Below are 20,770 nucleotides of genomic sequence, written 5' to 3' on the forward strand. Positions count from 1 at the left end.
AGTTTTTGTGCGCCAATCGTCAAAGGGCTTCGCGGCCCACATCGCTAGCCTCCTGTTGATGAAGATCCAAGCCATGAGCCGAACTGTTCCCGTCTCGATCAACGCCTTTCCCGCAAGCAAGCAGGAAGCCGCGTGGCGCGAGACGCTTGCCACGCTTTCGCTCGTCGACCAGTGGCCGAAGGATGTCGCGTTTCATTTCGGCGAGATTTCCATCAAGCGCTCGCCGACGCTCGCCACGCTCGCTCTGTTGCGCTCGACGGCGCAGGGCCTGAAGACCCATGTCGCCGATGCCGACTGCGTTCTCGTCGGTTTCGTGCATTATGGACGCGGTCATCTCACCGATACGGGCCGGCGCGCATTTGAATTCGCGGATGGCGATCTGTGGGTCTGCGACCCGCTGGCCTCGGGCACCATTCAGTTTCGGAATGATTTCGAGTTGCTGCTGCTGCAGGTGCCGCGAGAAAGGCTGGCCGGGCGTATTGGCCGGGGTGCGGGCGTGCCGACCATCGTGCTTGGTGAATCCGTTTCGGCCGCCGCCGCGCGGCCGATGATGCGGGCATTGGCTGCTAATTTCGCGATGATGGAGCATGGCGACCTTATCGCCGCCGAGACGGCGATAACCGAACTGGTGCTGTCGGCGCTACTGGCCGAGGCGCGCCCGGAGGAAGACAACGCTACCCAGGTGCAGGTCGCCCATCTCGCCCGCGTCTGCGCGCAGATCGAAGCACGCCTGTGCGAACCGGAGCTTTCGGTCGCCGACATCGCGAAGGCGGAGGGACTGTCGCCGCGCTATGTGCAGCGCCTGTTCGAAGGGCAGGACCGCGCTTTCTCCGACTATGTGCGCCACCGCCGGCTGGAGCATTGCCGGCTGGATCTGATCAACCCGCAATACGCCGACCGCAGCATCGCCGAGATCGGCTATCGCTGGGGGTTTACCGATCAGGCGCATTTCAGCCGTGTGTTCAGCGCGGCCTATGGCATCTCGCCACGCGAGTTCCGCAAGTCGAGCAGCGGCTCGGTGGAAACGCGCTGGACCCGTGGCCGGCCGGTTCATAGCGGCGTCCGGCCCCAGCGGCCGGCGCTTTCTGCCTCACCCGCACCGAGCGAGGCGGAGAGTGCCCCGCCGGCGATCCCCGTCACGCCGGCGCCTCCCGAACCCGGCCGCCACCATCTTCCGGTCTCGCGCGAGACGGTGCATTGGGGCTTTCTCAGCCGCTCCATTCCCCCAGTGCTGCGGGTGCGCTCCGGCGCGGTCATCACCGTGGAGACGCTTACCCAGCACGCCTATGACGACCATGAGCGGATGATAAAGGGCGATGCCGGCGCCGAGAGCGTGTTCCGCTGGAGTAGGGACTACAAGGCGGTCGATCGGCGCGGGGCCGGGCCGATGAATGCCAGCATCTTCGGGCGCGGCGCCGGCGAGGGGTTCGGCGTGCATATCTGCACCGGGCCGATCTTCGTTCATGGTGCCGAACCGGGCGACGTGCTGGAGGTCCAGATCCTCGACCTCAAGCCGCGCCCCTGCGCCAATCCGGCCTATGAGGGGCAGGCCTTTGGCAGCAATGCCGCCTCCGCCTGGGGCTTTCACCATGACGACCTGCTGGACGAGCCGCGCAAGCGCGAGGTCGTCACCATCTATCGCACCGACGCGGCCGGAGAGAGCGGCTACGCCGAGGCCGTCTATTCCTTCCGCTGGGCGCCGCAGACCGATCCGTTCGGTGTGGTGCATGAGACGATCGACTATCCCGGCATCCCGGTCGACCACGCGAAGCTGGTCGAGCGTCACGGCGTGCTGAACGGCGTGCGCGTCCCCGTACGCCCGCATTTCGGGTTCATCGCCGTGGCGCCGCGTGAAACCGACATCGTCGATTCCGTGCCTCCCGGCTATTTCGGCGGCAACATTGACAATTGGAGGGCCGGCAAGGGCTCATCGACCTATCTTCCGGTGACCGTGCCGGGGGCGCTCCTCTCGCTCGGCGACCCGCATCTGGCGCAGGGCGACGGCGAGATCAGCGGTACGGCGCTGGAATGCTCGCTGACCGGAGAGATTCGTCTGGTGCTGCACAAGCGGGGCGAAACGGAAAAGCTCTTTCTCAACGGGCTCAACGCCCCGCTGATCGAGACCGAAGACGCCTGGTTGCTGCACGGCTTCAGCTATACGAACTATCTGCGCGAACTTGGCCGCAACGCGCAATCCGAGGTGTTCAAGCGCTCGTCGCTGAGCCGGGCGCTGCGGAGCGCCATGCGCGAGACCCGTAAATTCCTGATGGGGCACTATGGCCTCGATGAGGACGAGGCCATCTCGCTGATGTCGGTGGCGGTCGATTTCGGCGTGACGCAAGTCGCCGACGGCAATTGGGGCGTCCACGCAAAGGTCAATAAGGGCATCTTTCCCTAGAGATTCGCGGGTTCGCTTGCGGTTCACCGGAAGCGGACATTCGAGATGTCGCTTAGGGGGCCTCATCCGTCATGGGGCTATGGCGAGCACATGGTTCTTTTCCTGGTCGCTCGCGGACCGCCATTAATTATTTGAATTCACTTATATAAAATGAACGCTGCCGGATGCGCTGCCGACGGCGGACGCGGCTGGCTGTGCGGGCTCACGCCATTCGACGGCCATTTCCGCGGCAGTCGCCCGGAAGGGCGTGGAGCGACGCCCGGTGGCGCTGACGATCACCGCCTCCGGGGATGAGGCGGACAGCGCCAGGATGATGACCGGGACCGGCGAGCGGCGAGCGCGCGACGCCGCCATCCGCGGGGTGTTCGCCATTTTCCCCGGCACCGGCGCCGGTACCGGAACGGGTTTCAACCCCGGCATTGTTCCGGTGAATCGGCTATGTCGGAACGTGGTCGAGATCGGCCGTGAGGTTGCGAGGGAGAGAGGGGACATGTCCGACGAGATGCTGAACAGCCTGCGCGACGCGCTTGGCGACGCCGGCGTGCTCACCGATCCCGAGCGGCTCGCGACCTATCTGGTCGATCAGCGCGATCTGGTGAAGGGCCGCACCCCGGCCGTGCTGCGTCCCGCGACCACCGAGCAGGTGATGGCGATCATGCGCCTCGCCACCCGGCACCGTGTCGGCATCGTGCCGCAGGCCGGCAATACCAGCTATTGTGCCGGCGCGACGCCGGACCGTTCGGGCACCCAGTTCGTGCTCAGCCTCGAGCGCCTCGACAAGATCCGCTCGGTCGATCCGCTCGACGCCGCGCTGTCGGTCGATTCCGGCGTCATCCTCAAGCACGCGCAGGAGGCGGCCGAAAGGGCAGGGCTGTTCCTGCCGCTGAGCCTCGGCTCGGAGGGAAGCTGCCGCATCGGCGGCGTCATCGGCACCAATGCCGGCGGCCTTTCGGTGCTGCGCTACGGCATGACGCGCGACCTGGTCCTCGGCCTGGAGATCGTGCTGCCGGACGGCACGCTGGTCTCGGACATGAAGAGGCTGCGCAAGAACAATACCGGCTACGACATCAGGCAAAACTTCATCGGCGCCGAAGGCACGCTCGGTGTCGTCACCGGGGCGGTGCTCAAGCTCATTCCCACGCCGAGCCGCCGGGCGACCGCGTGGATCGAACTGGCGCCGGACGTGCCGCTGCCGGACATGCTGGCGCTGGTGCGCCGCGAGACCAGCGAGCTGGTCTCGTCCTTCGAGTTCATCACCGCGCGTTCGCTGGCGCTGGTGAGGGATCCGGGCGGACGCCTCAAGAGCGGCAGCGGCGGCGTCATCCTCATCGAGCTGTCATCCTCCTCCCGGCACCTGCCGATCGACGAGGTGCTGGAAGGTACCATGGGCGAGGTGGTGGAGAAGGGGTGGGCCGAGGACATCATTATCGCGCAGACCGAGGCCCAGCGGGCGGATATGTGGCAGATCCGCGAGACCATCCCCGAGGGCGAGAAGCGGGCCGGCGGTTCGGTGAAGCACGACATTTCCGTGCCGTTCAGCCGGACGGTGGATTTCCTGAAACAGGGCGGCGCCGCCGTGGCCGCCTATGACCCGCGCCTCGAATTGTCGGTCTACGGCCATGTCGGCGACGGCAATCTCCACTACAACATCATGGTGCCCGCCGGCGAAGAGCGCCTCGCCTTCACCGATCGGATCGGCCGAGAACTGGCGCCGACGCTGTACGACATCGCGGCGGAGATGGGCGGCACCTTCAGTGCCGAGCATGGCGTTGGACGGTTCAAGCGGGCGCTGTTGCAGCACTATGCCGATCCCGGCCGCTACCGTGTGCTGCGCGGCATCAAGGGGCTGTTCGATCCGCACGGCGTCATGAACCCCGGCGCCATGGTGGATCCCGCGGAAGGGTTGCCGTCCTAGACTGCCGGTATAGGCTCCGGGGCGAGCGCCGCCGCGCTCGCCTGCCGTGCCTGGAATGCGCAGGGAAGTCCGATGATCGAAACGATGTCGCTGATCTTGATTGCCGTGTTGGCGGTGCCGCTCATCGCCCTGGCGGCGGTGCTGCTTTATCTGCTGCTCATCGGCGTCGGCGGTGTCTGGTGGGCGCTGAAAGGCAATGACTGATCCGTCGAGCTATTCGACCGAGGCGAGGCAGGGGTCGAGCATGACGTGGTGGGCGTCCACCCGGCTATAGCCGCCGCCAAACACCACGACGTCGCCGCGCACCCGCCCATTGATGCCGTAGGTGACGCACATCACCTGTATGTCGGCCGGCTCGCACATCAGCAGATAGGCCATGACACCATCGAAATGCACCCCGGTCAGCTTCCCCTTGATGCCGAGGGTGATCCGATCGTCGGTCTTGGGCGCCCGGTCCGCCCAATGCCTCAAGGTCTCGCAGGTGGCCAGCGTCTCCGGATACGCCTCGCCGAGGCCGAACGGGCCGGCGGGATCGCAACATTCCTCTTCTGCCGATGACGAAGGCTGCGCCGCGAGCAGGAAAGCCGCAGCGAGCAATATCGGGCCGGCGAACATGCGCGTCATCTCCGGCGGAAGCCGCTACTGCCGGGTCAGGGACCAGCAGGCCACGACCTTGGCAAGCTTGGCGCCGCCCAAGGTAGGGGTGGCGATGAGGAGCGATCCGAGCGCGTTCATGCGTTTCCCATCCCTGTTCCAGACGATGCCGGACGAATTGCCGGCTCATCGACATTTGAGCATGGCGACCCGAAGCCGGGGAGGTATCCACTGCCGCGTGGATTGGTACGGATGACGGATCCGGCCAGACGGCGGACATGTGCCACCGCCGCGGTGATGGATCTATTCTTTTAGGCGGCTTATCGTTTTATCGATGGCCAGCGCGATGGTCGCCGACCTCGGTGGGACTAGCCGCCATATTCGGCGTCGGTGACCTTCTCCATCCAGTCGACCGCCTTGCCGTCGAGCCGCTCCTGGATGGCGATGTGGGTCATCGCCATCGTAGGGGAGGCGCCGTGCCAGTGTTTCTCGCCGGGAGGGAACCAGACGACATCGCCGGCGCGGATCTCTTCCACCGGGCCGTCCTTGCGCTGCACCCGGCCGACGCCGGCGGTTACGATGAGGGTCTGGCCGAGCGGATGCGTGTGCCATGCCGTCCGGGCGCCGGGCTCGAAGGTGACGGATGCGCCGGCCACGCGCGCGGGATCCTCGGCGGAGAAAAGCGGATCGATCCGCACGGTCCCGGTGAACCAGTCTTCCGGACCCTTGCCGGACGGCTGCGAGCCAAGTCGCTTGATATCCATCATGCACCTCGCGCAATGCGACGCCACCGCCGCACCGCTCCTTTCCAGCGTCAGTGTAGCCGCTTGCGGTCGATCTGGTGAACTCCCTCAGTGCGTGTGGACTTATCGGCTGATTTCTTGAGCGGCGATCGCCGGCGGCGCGGCGGCGGGCGGTTCCCTTCAGGGTACGAACGGAAGTAGCAGCAAGGCTGGCGCCGCGCCGCCGAGATGCAGCGTCGTCGTGCCGGCGAAGATGGCTGGCGGCCGATCGAGCGGATCGTCGTGCAGGAACGGTCCGCAGCCGGTCAGTTCGTTCTTGAAAGCGGAGAGCCGGCCGCCGCTGCCGCCGCCATAGACATAGTCCTTGCCGCGTATCGTGAGCCCGATGCGGTAGCCTGCCGGGATCACCAGCGAGGTCGGCCAGATCTCGATGTCGACCGCCACGCGCTCGCCCGGTCGCAGCGGCTCGATGGCGTCATGAACGTGATACGGCCGATAGGGCCGCGACAGCGCCGGATCGGTCTTGCGGTGCGAGGCGCGCAGCCACCCCTGGGCAATCGGCGTGTGCGGATCGATAGCGCCCTGGAACACGATCTCCTTCATGTCGGCCGCGAACACCCGCAGCACGGCGAAGAGATCGCAATCGGTGGTGCTTGAAGACACGGCAAGCTTGAGCGCCGAAGGGCCGGTGAGCTCGGTCGGCGCGCCGAGCGGGTCGGAGAGGAACGTCACGCCCTCGCCCACGGCCTCGAAGCTCACGGCGCCGGTACGCGGCGGCGCCTCGCGGGTGAGGCGCAGGCCGTCGGGGTCGAGGTAAAGCTCGCTCCAGCGGGTGCGGGCGATCGGCCATTCGTTCTCCTGGCGCGGTACGAAGCGCTCGCCGGGATGGCGCACCTGCAGCAGCACCGGCGGCTCGCGGTCCCAGCCATTGTCCTCGCCCTTGAGGAAGTGGTCGAAGAAGCGCAGCTGCAGGTTCCGGCCGTAGTCGGTGTAGAATTCGGTCCAGTGCTCGATGCCGTGGACCTCCAGCCATTTCTGCCCGGCGGCCGCGCGGACGAACCCCTCGAAATTACCCCGCGCATGCAGGCCCGCGCCGCCCCAATTGGCGCAGGACAGCAGCGGCGTCACCACCCGGCTCCAGTCCGGCGAGCGCGCCTTATGATAGGCATCGTCGAGGGGATGGGCGCGGATCTCGGCGCCGAAGTCGCAGCGGTTGCGCTCCAGCTCCGCCGCCCCGAGTTCCACCGGGCCGCAGACCAGCCCGCCATGCACCCGCGAACGCCGTCCGCGCTCGCCGATGCCGTGCTGCACGGTCTTGACCTGCATGTCGTACCAGTTGGCCCAGAAGGTGGAGAGAATGCCGCCATGGTGGGTCATGTCGCGGTACCAGTCGGCCGCGCCTTCCCAGATGCACATGGCGGCGAGATGCGGCGGCTGCAGGCTCGCCACATGCCACTGGTTGCTGCCGAAATAGGAGATGCCGTTCAGCCCCACCTTGCCGTTCGACCAGGGCTGGGTGCCGGCCCATTCTATGCAGTCGTGGTAGTCGCGGGTCTCGCGTGGCGAGAAGGGATCGATATAGCCCGGCGAGCAGCCGCAGCCGCGCGAATCCACCCGCACGCAGGCATAGCCCTGCGACACCCATTTCTCCGGGTCGACCACTTCCCAGCTCTGGTAGAGATTACTGGAATTGGCGGTGACGTCGGGATGCTTGGTCGACATGCGCTCCCAGGCGCTGGGATACCCCTCCTGGAAGGAGAGGCCCTTGGCATAGGGACCGTAGGTGATCAGCACCGGATAGGTCCCATCGGCCACCGGACGATACACGTCGGCGCGCAGCACCAGCCCGTCATCCATCGTGATCGGCACGTCCCAGTCGATGCGCATGCCGTCGCGGATGTCGGAAGCCGGTACGGTGGTGTCCGGCGCGGCGCGGCCGGTCGTGGTTCGCTCGTCCATCGGTGATCCAGCTCCGTGCGGTCAGGCGGCCTTGATGCCGTGCAGGCTGTGCGTGGTGTCCTTCACGGTGAAGAACACCACGTCGGCGTCGGCACCCGCCTTGCCCTCGTGCAGCGTGTTCGAGGGGATGTAGATCAGCGTTCCCGGTGTCGCGGCGATCGAGGTGCCACCCACGGTGGCGTGGAACGTGCCCTCGAGAATGAAGATCCATTGCTCGTTGGGATGCGAATGCGGCTCGGCCCCGGTGCCGGCCTTCATGCGCATCAGCGCCACCATCATGCGGTCGCCCTCGACGCAGGAGCCGGCGGCGCTGGAATAATCCGGCCCGCCAAGCAGGTGGTTCACCGTCGCCAGCTCGAAGGCGTAATCCTGTGGCCCGGCCCTGAGTGCGCCCGGGGTGCGGGCCTTTTCCGTCGCGGTCATGTGCGTGTCTCCCGTTTCATTTGTTTCTGGGCCGCCTTACAGCAGCGCCTCCATGATGCGGGCGCGGCTGAGGGGCAGGTCGCGAATGCGCGCGCCAAGAGCCCGCGCCACCGCATTGCCGATCGCCGCCGCCGTCGGACCCTGCGCCACCTCGCCGAGTCCGAGCGCCGGTTCGCTGGCCATGTCGATGAATCTCACCTCGACCTCCGGCACTTCGGAGAAGCGCAGGATCGGGTAGTCGTCCCACTGGGAGCAGGTGGCTCGGCCGTTTTCGAAGCGCACGGCCTCCTTGAGCGTCCAGCTCGCGGCCTGGATGACGCCGCCCTCAACCTGGTTCGCCGCGCCGTCGGGGTTGATCACCAGGCCGGCGTCCACCGCGCACCACACCCTGGTGACGCGCACCTCTTCGTCGAGCGCGACCTCGGCGACAGCGGCCATGTAGGCGGCCTTGTTCTTGTAGCGCGAGAAGCCGAAGCCTTTCGCCGTGCCTTCGCCGATGGCGGCGTCGGGCGACCAGCCCGCCATGGCCGCCGCGGCCTCGATCACACCGCGCGCGCGGGGATCGGACGACAGCGACAGGCGATAGGCCACCGGATCCTGCCCAGTGGCTTCCGCCAGTTCGTCGATGAAACTCTCAATGGCGAAGACATTGGCGAAGGCGCCGAGCCCGCGCAGCGAGGAGGTACGGACCGGATGGCCGGCAACGAAGTGGGTGACGATGCGCTGTGCCGGCAGATCGTAGAAGGCGATGGCGTTGCGTGCGGCGCCGAAGCCGTTGGCGTCCGGTACGTCGCCCGGCGGCACGCGCGGCGGTGCGCCCGGCAGCGCCTCGGCGCCGATCAGATTGATGGCGCGGTGCATGCCGGGACGCTGGCCATGCGGCGCCGACCAGATCTCGATGCCCCAATCCGCCGGTCGGCCCTCGGGATCAAGCACGGCGTCGAGCTTGACCGTCATGGGGGCGCCGAAGGGGGAGGCGGTGAGTTCGTCGGCGCGGGTCCATTGCGCCCGCACGGTGTGGCCCGGCCGCTTCAGCGCCAGGAAGGCGGCATCGAAGGCGGCGTCGTCCGCCCCGTTGTGCCCGTAGCATCCTGCTGCCTGGCGATGCCGCACGCTGACCGAGGCGAGATCGAGCCCGAGCGCGGCGGCCAGCGACTGCCGCAGCGGGTAGACACCCTGCGAATGCGTCCACACCTCAAGCGCCGCCCCATCCCAGCGGGCCAGTGCACAGCTGGGGCCGATTGAACCGTGGGCAATGAAGCCACGGGAATAGGTGGCCTCGACCCGTTCGCCTGCCGCTGGTTTGCCGTTGGCGATCACCCGGTCGACCGCTGGCTGCGTCGTCAGCCAATCGGGTTGCACCACCGCGTCGGGGGGAATCTCGCCGCCGGTCCATCGCGCCTTCTCGCGGGCGAGGACGGCCGCAGCCTCGACGCTGGCTTCGTCCTCGCCCAGCAGCGCGACGAGGCTGCCCTCGCGCAGCACCTCGATCGGTCGCCGTGCAGCACGGTGCAGGGCGCGCTCGTCGAGTTCGCCGAGAATGGCGCCTCGCCAGGGCTGGCGCAGCACCCGCGCGTGCAGCATGCCGGGCATGACCATGTCGTGGATGAAGGCGCCGCCGCCGATTTTTTCCGGCAGATCGGTTCGCGGCAGGGAGGTGCCGACAAGCCGACAGGCGGTGGCAGGCTTCGCCGAGGCTCCACCTGTCGACGCGCACGATAGGTCGATATCCCCGGCCAGCCGCCAGTAGTCGAAGCCCGTGCCCTTGCCGCTACGCCGGAATGCGCCGTCCTCGATGCTCAGTTCCTCCGTGCCGCAGGCGAGCAGCGATGCCGTGCGGTCGAGGAACAGCGCGCGCACCTCGGCGCAGACGATGCGGATCGCGCCGCCGGAATTCTCCACGGAGTAGCTTCCGGCGGTGTATCCCTCGTTCGGCCCTTCTCCCGCCTCGCCCGAGACGAGGCGCAGGCGGGTCGGCTCCACGTCGAGTTCCTCGGCCGCGATCTGGACGAGGGCGGTGAGAACGCCCTGGCCGAGCTCGACCTTGCCGGTGGAGATGCGCACGCGGCCCGGCGTCTCGAAGCCGATCCACGCATCGAGCCGCGGATTGTCGGCGAGGCTGCGCGGCAGCTGGTTGGCGATCATGCCGTCGCCCCCGCATCCGAGAGTCTTGCGGCGGCGCGCTGCACCGCGCGGATGATGCGGTTATGCGCGCCGCAGCGGCACAGATTTCCGTCGAGCGCGGCGGCGATGCTGGCGCGGTCCGGCGCCGGTTGGCGGGCAAGCAGTGCCCGCGCCCGCATGACGATGCCGGAAAGACAATAGCCGCACTGCCCGGCTTGTTCCTCGACAAAGGCCTGCTTCAGCGCCGCGAGCATCGGGTCGCGCCCAGCATCCTCGATCGTCATCACCCGACGACCGGCGACGGTCCAGGCCGGGCGCGAGCAGGCATAGGCCGGCTCGTCGTCGAGGAGGACGGTGCAGGCGCCGCACTGCTCGAGCCCGCAGCCGAAGCGGGAGCCAGTGAGGCCGAACTCCCCGCGCAGGACCGCGAGCAGGGGCACGTCGCCGGCCGCGTCCGCCTCGACGGGTTGCCCGTTCACGGTGAAGCGCACCATCTGGGTCGCGAGGTCGCTCATGCGCCCTCCGGCTCCTGGAAGGCGACGGCGCGGGTCTGCCGGACCGCCGGCAGCACGATCAGCGCGAGCAGCACGGCCGAGGCGATGACGAGGCCGAGGCAGATCGGCCGCGTCAGGAAGATCGACGGGTCACCGCCCGAGATCAGCATGGAGCGCCGCAGGTTCTCTTCCATTAGCGGGCCCAGCACGAAGCCCAGCAGCAGCGGAGCCGGCTCGCAGCGCAGCCTTAGGAAGACGTAGCCGAGCACGCCGAAGCCGGCGGCGAGCAGTACGTCGAAGGTGGAGTTGTTCACCGTGTACACGCCGATGGCGCAGAACAGCAGGATGGCGAGATAGAGCAGCCGATAGGGGATACGCAGCAGGCTGACCCACAAGCCGATGAGCGGCAGGTTGATGACCACCAGCATCAGATTGCCGATCCACATGCTGGCCACGATGCCCCAGAACAGCTGGGGGTTCTCGGTCATCACCATCGGCCCGGGCTGGATGCCGTGGATGGTGAGCGCCCCGATGATCAGCGCCATGGTCGCATTGCCGGGGATGCCGAGCGTGAGCATGGGGATGAAGGAGGTCTGGGCGCCGGCATTGTTCGCCGCCTCCGGCGCGGCGACGCCCTCGATCGCGCCCTGGCCGAAGCGTTGCGGCTGGCGCGAGATCTTCTTCTCGAACATATAGGCGGCGAAAGAGCTCAGCGTCGCGCCCCCGCCCGGCAGCACGCCGAGCAGCGAACCGATGGCGGTGCCGCGCGCCACGGCGGGAAAGCCGCGCCGGAAGTCCTCGCGGCTCGGCCACAGATGCGAGATCTTCCCACCCAGCACGGAACGGTCCTGCGACCCGTGGGCCAGCGTGACGATGATCTCGCTCAGCCCGAACAGGCCGATGGAGAGCGGCACGAAATTGATGCCGTCGGCTAGGTTGGCGATGCCGAGATCGAAGCGGGCATTGCCGGTATTGACGTCGGTTCCGACCATGCCGAGCAGGATGCCGAGGAAGATCATCGCCACCGCCTTTGGCACCGAGCCGCTGGCAAGGACCACGGTGGCGAGCAGCCCGAACATCATCAGCGAGAAATATTCCGGCGCGCCGAACGAGCGCCCGATCATCGCCAGCGGCGGCGCGGCGACCGCGATCAGCAGCGTCGCCACCGTGCCGGCGAAGAAGGAGCCCAGCGCCGCGGCCGCCAGCGCCGGGCCGGCGCGTCCTCGACGCGCCATCTGGTAGCCGTCGAGACAGGTGACGACGGCGGACGTCTCTCCCGGCAGGTTGACCAGGATCGCGGTGGTCGAGCCGCCATATTGCGCGCCGTAGAAGATGCCGGAGAGCATGATCAGGCCCGACACCGGGGTGAGATAGAATGTCAGCGGCAGCAGCATGGCCACTGTCGCCACCGGCCCGATCCCCGGCAGCACGCCGATCAGCGTGCCGACCAGGCAGCCGACAAGGGCGAAGCCGAGATTGGCCGGCGTCAGGGCGGCGTCGAAGCCGAGCGCGAGATGGGCGAGAAGGTCGTGCATCTAGAACTCCGGCCAGATCGGCATGCTGAGCCCGAGCCCCCAGACAAAGACCAACACGGAGCCGGCGATCAGTGCGGCGCCGAGGATCAATGTCTCAAGCGGCCGGATGCCTCGCCCGGCAAGGGCGCCGATGAAGATGAGACCGGCGGCGGCGGCGACAAGGCCGATGCGCTCCACCAGCAGGCCGAAGGCGATGATGGAGAGCGGCACCAGGACGAGCGGCCGCCAGGCAATGGGCTCCTGGTCGTCCTCGCGCTCCGAATGAAGACCACGCGCGGCGACCAGGGCCCCGAGCCCGAGCAGCACCCAGCACACCAGGCGCGGCGCGTAGCCCGTTCCCATCCGCGCCGCGGTGCCCATGTCGTAGCCGCGCAGCAGGTAGAGGCCAAACAGCCCGATGGCGGCGAACATGGCGCCGGCCACCAGGTCGGGGCGCCCGGAAACCCGCGAGCGGCCCGGCGCCGGCACCGGATCGGGAGCGGAGCGCTCAGCCATGGGAACCGGCCGGAATGATCGGCAGCAGCAGGTAGGATTCGTGCGCGCCACCCGCATGGATGGTGTTATGTCCGGTGTTGTAGTCGGCGTGATAGTGCGTGTAGTGGATGCTGCCGAGACCGTCGCGCGGCTGGATGTCCAGCCGGATTCGGTGTCCCTTCCGGAACACCATGCTGGTCGGCCATACCTCGACCTGCACTTCCACCTTCTCGCCCGGCGTCAGCCACAGTCGGCGTTTATGCGCGTGATAGGGGCGGTAGGGCCGGCTCAGCTCGGGATCGAGCTCGCGGTGCGAGACGCGCAGCCAGCCTTTGGCGACCGGAACCTGCTGGCCCTGCTGGCCGACCTCGAACACGTCGTTCCCGTCGGGATCGATGTTGCGCAGCGTCAGGAACAGATCCATGTCCTCGGTGGAGCTTTCCACCCAGAACTTCGCCATGACCGGCCCGGTGACCTCGACATCCTCCTCGAGCGGCGGCGTCTCCAGCGCGATCCCCATCCCCGCCATCATCGCTCCGGCGGCCAGGAAGGTGGAGGAGGCCGAAGCCTGCCCCGCCTTGCCGGCGCCGCTGGCGAAATACGTCCGTGAAGCGGCCTCCGTCGGCGGCTCCAGTATCAGGCCGCCGCTGTTCTTGGGCTGATCGGCCCGCGGCGGGGCGAGATCGAAATGGAACTTCGTCCACTTGGTGCGCGCGAGCGGCCATTCATTCTCGTGCCGCCAGAACCCCTTGCTGTCGCCCTGGCGGATCCAGAGCTTCACCGGGGGCTCGTCCATCACCCCGTTCGCTTCGCCCTTCAGCCAGTGGTCGAAGAAGCGCAGCTGATCGTTGCGTCCGTCCTCGGTGTAGAAGGGATGCACGTGGTTGCCGGCATGCATGCGCAGCTTCTTGTGCCGTGATGCCGCGCGCATGAACGCTTCGCTGTTGCCGCGCATGTGCAGGCCCATGCCGGACCAGTTGCCGACCGTGAGGAAGGGCACGGTGATCTTGTCCCACTGCGCCTGCTCGCCGCGGAAGGCGCCGCTGTCGAGGCTGTTGCGTATCCACTTCCATAGGGTGTTGGTCTGGAAGGTGTCGGGGTTGTGCCGGTAGGCCCGTCCCAGCAGGTGGTGCATCATGTGGGTCACGAACCAGTTCGTCATGAACAGGTTCAGGATGCCGCCGTGGAACAGCGCGTCGCGGTAGAGGTCGGCGAACCCCTCCCACGGAATCATCGCCTTGAGCGAAGGCGGCTGTAGATTGGCGACGAACCACTGGTTGATGGCGAAATAGGAGATGCCGCTCAGGCCGATTCGGCCGCTCGACCAGGGCTGTTTCGCGGCCCATTCGATGGCGTCGTAATAGTCGACCGCCTCCTGATGGGACCAGGGCTCGCCCTGGCCGGGTGACTTGCCGGTGCCGCGGGCATCGACCCGTATCAGCGCATAGCCGCGCGGCACCCACCATTCGGGATTGACCGTCTCCCAGTTCATCAGCGGGTTGGCCTTCTCCGCCAGATCGTCCGGCGGCACCCAGATCTTGTCCTTCTGATAGGGGCCGAGATTCATGATCACAGGGAACGGACCGTCGCCTTCCGGCCGGAAGATATCGGCCTTGAGCGTGACGCCGTCGCGCATCGGGATGTCGACATCCCGTTCGATCACAATGCGGGCGGCGGTATCGGCGGGCTGAGCGGCAATGGTCGTGGGCGCGTTCATGGGCAGGTTTCCGGGCTGGGATCGGGACGTCGGCTGCGATGCGCGAGGTCGTTCATTCCAGCGAGACGTTGGCGTCGGCCACCGTCTTGCGCCATTTCTCGATCTCGCTGTTCAGCCATGCCTGGGCGTCGTCCGGCGAGGCGCTCGGGTCGGCGGCGATGACCTGCTTCTGGAACGCCGCGACGATCTCTGGCGAGGCCAGCGCGTCGGTGATCGCCTTGTGCAGCGTGTCGAGCACCGGCTTCGGGGTTCCCGCCGGCGCGAACAGGCCCTGCCAGTTGAAGGTGCCGATGCCGGCATAGCCCAGCTCCTTCAGCGTGGGCACGTCGGGATACTCCTTCATCCGGGTGTCGGTGATGACGGCGAGCGGCTTGAGGTCGCCGGACTTCACCATGCCCATCGAGCTCGCTACGTTGATGAAGGCGGCCTGCACGTCTCCGGTGATAAGGTCATTGATCATGCCCGCCGCACCCGCCTTGGTGGGCACGTGCACGGCATCGAAGCCGGCCTTCTTGGCGAACACCGCCATGTCGAAATGCGGATAGCTGCCGACGCCGGCGCTGGTGTAGCGCAGCTTGCCGGGGTTCTGCTTGGCGTATGCGACGAGGTCGGCGAGGGTTTCAACCTTGAAGCCGTTGGCCGTGGTCGCCACCACCACCGCGGGGATGACCGCCAGCCGCGCAACGGCGATCACGTCCTTCTGGTAGTCTATCTTGAACTTGTTGGCGTAGATGATCGGCGTGATGGCGTTGGTGGAGACGTTGCCCACCATCAGCGTGTAACCGTCCGGCTTGGCGCGAACCATTTCCTCGATGGCGAGGATGCCGAAAGCACCCTGCTTGTTCTCGACCACGAAGGACTGGCCCAGCGACGCGCGCAGCCGGTCGGCGAGCAGGCGCGCCACGATATCGGTGGCGCCGCCCGGTGCGTAGGGCACCAGGATCTTCACCGGCTTCGACGGATAGGTATCGGCCGATGCCGCGCCGACGGCCAGACCGGCGCCGATGAGGCCACATAGCAATGTACGGATAAATTTCATGGTGCCGCCTCCCAGGCTCAGCACCGCGAGCCGACAGGGCGGAATCATCGGGTGCGGCGGGCGACGCCCGCACTTGCACCTGCGCAGCCTTCATTCCGGCCATCTGCGTCAAGGACGAAGAGACAGGTCCGAGGGCTACCTCCGTCTTACTGTCCGGCAGCGGATGGTTTTGGCGTTTCCTCCCGCTGCCTCGTGTCTCCGAGGTCAGCAGAATGCCGATGTGTCATCACCGACAAGGAGAGCGTGCGGACTGGAGGCGATATTATCCAATGATAAGATATAATCTTTCGGATCATGAATCCTAATGGGGAGGCTGGCGAAGCCGGGTAGGTTTGCCTGCGGCGAAGAGCAAACCGACACCGACATCCACCCGATCACCGGGACCTTGGGCACCCGATGGCTTCCGCTGGCTGTTCTTTCCGCTAGCTCAGTGCGGGTTTGTTGCAGCAGGCATTTCCTTGTCGTGACGGGCGAAGCGGTCGACCATGGTTGCGCTCGCCGCGTTGAGGCCGTGCACGGCAACGGTGGCACCGGCCTTGCGCAGCTTCAGCACCGCCTTGTCGAGGGCGCCGATCGCCGTGATGTCCCAGAAGTGCGCTTTGCTGACGTCGATCATCACCTCGCGGTGTGGCTCGTCGAAGTCGAAGCCGCGCAGGAACACTTCCGCCGAGGCGAAGAAAATCTGGCCGGTGACGATGTAGGTGATGCGATCCTGCGCCTCTTCGATGCGGGCGTGCACATGGACGAGCTGCGCCACCTTGCCGGCGAAGAACACGCCGGAAAGCAGCACGCCCACTAGCACCCCGAGGGCGAGGTCGTGCGTCGCCACCACGGTGATGACGGTGGCCAGCATCACCACCGACGAGGAGCGTGGGTTTTTCCGCAGATCCAGCAGCGAGCGCCAGGAGAAGGTGCCGATCGACACCATGATCATGACCGCGACCAGCGCTGCCATCGGGATGATACGCACCAGATCGTCCAGCACCAGGATGAGGAACAGCAGGAAGGCGCCGGCGACGAAGGTGGAAAGCCGACCACGTCCGCCCGAGGAGACGTTGATCACCGACTGGCCGATCATGGCACAGCCGCCCATGCCGCCGATCAATGCCGAGGCGATGTTGCTGGTGCCCTGACCGATGCATTCCTGGCTCTTGTTGCTCATCGTATCGGTCATGTCGTCGACGATCTGAGCGGTGAGCAGCGATTCCAGCAGGCCGACGGCGGCCAGAGTCAGCGAATAGGGCAGGATGATCTGCAATGTTTCCAGCGTCAGCGGCACGGCGGGCAGCGCGAAGACCGGCAGGCCGGAGGGCAACTCGCCGAGATCGCCGACGGTGCGCAGATCGATGCCGCTCCACCAGGCGAAAACGGTGAGGGCGGCAATGGCGACGAGCGGCGAGGGGACCGCCTTCGTCAGCCGCGGGAACAGATAGATGATGGCGAGGCCGGCGGCGATCATCGGATAGGTTTGCAGGGGCACCCCGACCAGTTCCGGCAGCTGCGCCATGAAGATGAGAATGGCGAGGGCATTGACGAAGCCGGTGATCACCGAGCGCGAAACGAAGCGCATCACCCGCCCGAGCCGGAGAAAACCGGCGAGGATCTGGATCAGCCCCATCAGGATGGTTGCCGCGAACAGGTACTGCAGGCCGTGGTCGCGCACGAGGCTGACCATCACCACGGCGGTGGCGGCGGTGGCGGCCGAGATCATGCCCGGGCGTCCGCCGACGACCGCCGAGACGCAGGCGATGGCGAAGGAGGCGAACAGGCCCACCTTCGGATCGACCCCGGCGATCACCGAGAAGCCGATGGCCTCCGGAATAAGGGCGAGGGCGACGACGATGCCGGCGAGGATGTCGCCGCGAATATTGGAACTCCAGTCACGGAGATAGCGGGAAGAGGATGTCATGGGGAATCTTCGCAAAGAGCGGACAGCCGCCGGTGACGGCGGTTGAAGTGGCGCTGCATATGCGTGGTCCGGCGGATCGGCGGCCGGAAGAGCCACCCGGAATTTCACCGGGTCCAGACGAATGCACCCGACCTAAAACAATTCGTGCCGCATCGCAATAAGTGCGTGCCGGCGTGCCTCGGAGGAGAGGTAGGAGCCTTTCCCTCCGGCATCATGGCGGCGCGCCGGCACCGTCGGTCATCGCGCCCCGGCGGCGGACCGTTCACGATGACCGAGATTGGGGAGGAACGCGGCGAGGATACCGATCGCCGGCAGATAGGCGCATGCCTCGAAGACGAAGGCGATGCTTGTCCGGTCGGCCAGCACGCCGAGCATCGCCGCGCCGATGCCGCCGAGCCCGAAGGCCAGGCCGAAGAACAGCCCGGACACCATGCCGACGCGGCCCGGCATCAGATCCTGCGCATAGACGACGATGGCAGAGAACGCCGACGCCAGGATCAGGCCGATGGCCACACTCAGCACCAATGTCGCTACCAGCCCCACATAAGGCAGCACGAGCGAGAACGGCAGCACGCCGAATATCGAGCCCCAGATGATGGCCTTGCGGCCGACGCGGTCACCCAGCGGGCCGCCGATCAGGGTGCCGGCGGCGACGGCGGCCAGGAAGACGAACAGATAGAGCTGCGCCTGCTCTTCCGAGGTGCCGAAATGCTGCATGAGGTAGAAGACATAGAAGCTGGTGAAGCTGGCGAGATAGAACCACTTCGACACCAGCAGGCAGATCAGGATCGCGAGGGCACCGAGGACTTTGCCCCTGCCGAGGCGAGCGGAGGCGATCACGGGGCCGGTGCGCCGGCGCGCGTGGCCATTGGACTTGTACCAATAGCCGAGGCCGGCCAGCAGGATGATGCCGCCGAGGGCGGCGAGGGCGAACCATGCGAGGCTGGCCTGCCCGTGCGGCAGTATGAACATCACCAGCAGGAGCGGCCCGAGCGCGCTGCCGACATTGCCGCCGACCTGGAACGTCGACTGCGCGAGACCATGGGCGCCGCCCGAGGCCAGGCGGGCAATGCGCGAGGATTCCGGGTGGAAGATCGACGAGCCGATGCCGAGCAGCACCGCGCCCAGAAGCAGCACTGAAAAAGAACCGGCAAAGGCCAGCACCAGCAGCCCCAGCAGCGACATCATCATGCCGAACGGCAGCGAATAGGGCTGCGGACGATGGTCGGTATAGAGCCCGACAAGAGGCTGCAGCAGCGAGGCGGTCACGTTGTAGACCAGCGTCAGCAGCCCGATCTGAGCATAGTTGAGATCGAAAGTGTCCTTGAACATCGGATAGGCGGCGATGAAGAGCGACTGCAGCATGTCGTTCAACAAGTGGCAGAAGCTGGCAGCGCCGAGGACGAGATAGGCGGCCCGGTTCTGCGGGGACCGGTCGGCAACGATGTCGGACATGGCGAAAGCGCCCACCCTTGTTGGCGCCGCCGGGCGGCGCATCGATCATGGGGCTGTCATAGCGGTTGGATCGCGGCCCGCTACTGCGTTAAGGTCATTTTCTTACGCGAGTGGGCCAATGAGCGCGGGCGGTAGGGTCGAGAACGCCTTCATGGAGGTTGCCCGCCCGGTGATCGCGCTTGGCCGCGATTATTCGGACGGGCACGTCATCGCGCCGCATCATCATCGGCGCGACCAGTTGCTCTATGGCGCCACCGGGGTGGTGATGGTCGCCACGGGCCAGGGCGCCTGGGTCATGCCGCCCGAGCGCGGCATGTGGATTCCCGCCGGCATCGTTCATGACGTGCGCATCATGGGCACGGTCAGGATGCGGAGCCTCTACATCGAGCCGGGCGTCATCAAGGCCATGTCCGGGCATTGCCAGGTGCTGGGCATCACGCCGTTGATGCGCAGCCTTCTGGCCGAGGCGGTGATGGTTCCGGCAGAGTATGATGAGCAAGGTCGTGACGGAGCGCTGATGGCGCTCATCCAGCATGAGGTTCCGCTGTTGCCGGTTCTGCCGCTGTCGCTCCCGCTCCCTGCGAGCCGGGCGCTGGCGCAGCTCTGCCGGGCCTTCCTTCTCGATCCGACGCCGCATACCACGATTGATGGCTGGAGCGCCGCGATCGGCCTCAGCCGCCGCACCTTCACCCGGCTGTTCCGCAAGGAAACCGGCCTGAGCTTCGTCGCCTGGCGCCAGCAGGCGTGCGTGATGGCCGCCTTGCCGCGCCTCGCTGCCGGGCATCCGGTGACCGCCGTCGCCATCGATCTCGGCTATGACAATCCGGCGGCCTTCACCTCGATGTTCAAGCGCATCCTGGGCACCCCGCCCGCCGCCTATATCCAGCGAGAGCGCTGATCGGGCCGCACCCGACCGATGCTATCGTCTTTAGCCTGTGCGTCCACACCGCCGGCCATACGAGGTGCGGTGACGTGACCGCTGCCGGCGATTACGGACGCACCAGGGAGGTGGTTTTCGGCGAAGTGAGTTCCTGCCGCAGCGGGGGATGGGCGGCGCAGCAGGCTTTCATGGCTGCGCTGACCGGCGTATCTATTCCCGACGCGGCTGAGAGACAGGCAATGCGCCGCGATTCTGGGGGGCGAGCCATGTTTCGACCACTTCGCGGTTTCTCGTCCGTCATGTTGTTGGCCGCGATGGCGGGCTCGGGCCTTGCCGCGGATATGCCGACCGCCGCCGCCCCGTCGCCCGTTGGCACGGACGGATGGACCTACACCATCGCTCCCTATTTCTGGGCGGCCGGCCTGTCCGGGGACGTCGGCCAGTTCGGGCTTCCTGCCGTTCACGTCGATGCCGACTTCGGCGATATCTTCAAGAACCTCGACTTTGCCGCCATGGCCACCGGCGAGGCGCGCAATGGTCGGTTCAGCGTGTTCGGCGATGTCCTCTATACCAAGCTGTCGTCGGACGTGACGACGCCACGCCACGTCCTTGCCGATGAGGTGGCGATCTCCTCGGAGACCTTCGCCGGCCTCGCCGCGGTCGGCTACGCGATCTGGGACGGCCCGCAGGGGCATCTCGATGTGGTCGGCGGCGCGAGGGTCTGGTACGTCGGCACTGACATTTCGTTCAGGGGCCAGGCCCTCGATGGGCGCAGCGCCAGCGACAATGCGAGCTGGGTCGATGGTATCGCCGGCCTGAGGGGACGCTACAGTCTCACCGACAAGGTCTATCTCACCGGCTGGGGTCTTGTCGGTGCCGGCGGCGCCGATATCGATTGGGATGTCGGTGCCGGTGTCGGATACGCATTCAATCAGCGGCTGTCGTTCGTGCTGGGTTATCGCGCGCTGGGGGTGGACTACGAAAAGGATGGTTTCCTCTTCGATGTGGTCGAGCAGGGACCGATATTGGGCACCGTCATAAAATTCTGAGATTGACGGCGAGAACGGTTTCTCGTGCCGAAGTGACGACGTTCTGGTTTGAAGCACCGTTG

General features: G+C 66.6%; 18 protein-coding genes and 1 other annotated feature. Of the genes, 5 read left to right on the forward strand and 13 right to left on the reverse strand.

All coding sequences use genetic code 11. The features are described from left to right. Positions 1–73 precede the first annotated feature (73 nt). On the forward strand, positions 74–2,398 hold the full coding sequence (locus tag KHC24_RS05865; RefSeq protein WP_213360474.1) for an acetamidase/formamidase family protein: 2,325 nt from the start codon (positions 74–76) through the stop codon (positions 2,396–2,398). Between the two features lie 141 nt (positions 2,399–2,539). On the opposite strand, the gene KHC24_RS05870 is transcribed toward KHC24_RS05865, so the two are convergent. Continuing rightward, complete coding sequence (locus KHC24_RS05870; protein ID WP_213360476.1) at positions 2,540–2,770, reverse strand: hypothetical protein; 231 nt, start codon at positions 2,768–2,770, stop codon at positions 2,540–2,542. 118 nt (positions 2,771–2,888) lie between these two features. Here KHC24_RS05870 and KHC24_RS05875 point away from each other — a divergent pair, with 118 nt between their 5' ends. Continuing rightward, on the forward strand, positions 2,889–4,313 hold the full coding sequence (locus KHC24_RS05875; RefSeq protein ID WP_213360478.1) for an FAD-binding oxidoreductase: 1,425 nt from the start codon (positions 2,889–2,891) through the stop codon (positions 4,311–4,313). A gap of 72 nt (positions 4,314–4,385) precedes the next feature. After that, complete coding sequence (locus tag KHC24_RS25390; RefSeq protein ID WP_271180659.1) at positions 4,386–4,517, forward strand: hypothetical protein; 132 nt, start codon at positions 4,386–4,388, stop codon at positions 4,515–4,517. A 9-nt stretch (positions 4,518–4,526) separates the two neighbouring features. On the opposite strand, the gene KHC24_RS05880 is transcribed toward KHC24_RS25390, so the two are convergent. The 12 genes from KHC24_RS05880 to KHC24_RS05935 all read right to left on the reverse strand — a co-directional run bounded on the left by KHC24_RS05880 (position 4,527) and on the right by KHC24_RS05935 (position 18,779). Continuing rightward, positions 4,527–4,928: a hypothetical protein gene (locus KHC24_RS05880; RefSeq protein ID WP_213360480.1), complete on the reverse strand. Its 402-nt coding sequence runs from the start codon at positions 4,926–4,928 to the stop codon at positions 4,527–4,529. 347 nt (positions 4,929–5,275) lie between these two features. Continuing rightward, positions 5,276–5,671 (reverse strand): (R)-mandelonitrile lyase, encoded by a 396-nt coding sequence (locus KHC24_RS05885; protein ID WP_213361279.1) that lies wholly within the window; start codon positions 5,669–5,671, stop codon positions 5,276–5,278. 159 nt (positions 5,672–5,830) lie between these two features. Then, positions 5,831–7,609 (reverse strand): CocE/NonD family hydrolase, encoded by a 1,779-nt coding sequence (locus KHC24_RS05890; protein WP_213360490.1) that lies wholly within the window; start codon positions 7,607–7,609, stop codon positions 5,831–5,833. A gap of 21 nt (positions 7,610–7,630) precedes the next feature. Further along, positions 7,631–8,032, reverse strand: a complete 402-nt coding sequence (locus KHC24_RS05895) for a cupin domain-containing protein (RefSeq protein ID WP_213360498.1) — start codon at positions 8,030–8,032, stop codon at positions 7,631–7,633. Positions 8,033–8,068: 36 nt separating this feature from the next. Next, the gene (locus KHC24_RS05900; protein WP_213360508.1) at positions 8,069–10,177 is read right to left on the reverse strand and encodes a xanthine dehydrogenase family protein molybdopterin-binding subunit; all 2,109 of its coding nucleotides are present in this window, start codon (positions 10,175–10,177) and stop codon (positions 8,069–8,071) included. Continuing rightward, positions 10,174–10,671 (reverse strand): (2Fe-2S)-binding protein, encoded by a 498-nt coding sequence (locus KHC24_RS05905; RefSeq protein ID WP_246546174.1) that lies wholly within the window; start codon positions 10,669–10,671, stop codon positions 10,174–10,176. The genes KHC24_RS05900 and KHC24_RS05905 overlap by 4 nt, the downstream gene beginning before the upstream one ends. Further along, a complete protein-coding gene (locus KHC24_RS05910; protein WP_213360510.1) occupies positions 10,668–12,185 on the reverse strand; it encodes a tripartite tricarboxylate transporter permease in 1,518 nt (505 codons plus the stop codon). Before KHC24_RS05910 ends, KHC24_RS05905 begins: the two co-directional genes overlap by 4 nt. After that, positions 12,186–12,680: a tripartite tricarboxylate transporter TctB family protein gene (locus tag KHC24_RS05915; protein ID WP_213360519.1), complete on the reverse strand. Its 495-nt coding sequence runs from the start codon at positions 12,678–12,680 to the stop codon at positions 12,186–12,188. It abuts the gene before it with no gap. Then, the gene (locus KHC24_RS05920) at positions 12,673–14,376 is read right to left on the reverse strand and encodes a CocE/NonD family hydrolase (RefSeq protein ID WP_213360542.1); all 1,704 of its coding nucleotides are present in this window, start codon (positions 14,374–14,376) and stop codon (positions 12,673–12,675) included. The genes KHC24_RS05915 and KHC24_RS05920 overlap by 8 nt, the downstream gene beginning before the upstream one ends. A gap of 52 nt (positions 14,377–14,428) precedes the next feature. Beyond that, the gene (locus KHC24_RS05925) at positions 14,429–15,415 is read right to left on the reverse strand and encodes a Bug family tripartite tricarboxylate transporter substrate binding protein (RefSeq protein WP_213360545.1); all 987 of its coding nucleotides are present in this window, start codon (positions 15,413–15,415) and stop codon (positions 14,429–14,431) included. 427 nt (positions 15,416–15,842) lie between these two features. Further along, entirely contained in the window at positions 15,843–17,324 is a 1,482-nt protein-coding gene (locus tag KHC24_RS05930) for a SulP family inorganic anion transporter (RefSeq protein ID WP_213360548.1), read from the reverse strand. Positions 17,325–17,386: 62 nt separating this feature from the next. Continuing rightward, positions 17,387–17,442: a sequence feature (sul1 is cis-regulatory element that is thought to sense ions involved in sulfur or methionine metabolism; They are found in Alphaproteobacteria), on the reverse strand. A 119-nt stretch (positions 17,443–17,561) separates the two neighbouring features. Further along, positions 17,562–18,779, reverse strand: a complete 1,218-nt coding sequence (locus tag KHC24_RS05935; RefSeq protein ID WP_213360551.1) for an MFS transporter — start codon at positions 18,777–18,779, stop codon at positions 17,562–17,564. A 118-nt stretch (positions 18,780–18,897) separates the two neighbouring features. Between KHC24_RS05935 and KHC24_RS05940 the strand changes: the two genes are divergently transcribed. Together KHC24_RS05940 and KHC24_RS05945 are read left to right on the forward strand one after the other, a co-directional pair. Next, positions 18,898–19,677 carry an AraC family transcriptional regulator gene (locus KHC24_RS05940; protein ID WP_213360554.1) on the forward strand — a complete coding sequence of 260 codons (780 nt, stop codon included), beginning with the start codon at positions 18,898–18,900 and terminating at the stop codon, positions 19,675–19,677. A gap of 281 nt (positions 19,678–19,958) precedes the next feature. Then, the gene (locus KHC24_RS05945) at positions 19,959–20,708 is read left to right on the forward strand and encodes an outer membrane protein (protein ID WP_373878611.1); all 750 of its coding nucleotides are present in this window, start codon (positions 19,959–19,961) and stop codon (positions 20,706–20,708) included. The last annotated feature ends 62 nt before the right edge of the window (positions 20,709–20,770 follow it).

The sequence above is a fragment of the Ancylobacter defluvii genome (assembly GCF_018390605.1).
Taxonomy (GTDB): domain Bacteria; phylum Pseudomonadota; class Alphaproteobacteria; order Rhizobiales; family Xanthobacteraceae; genus Ancylobacter; species Ancylobacter defluvii.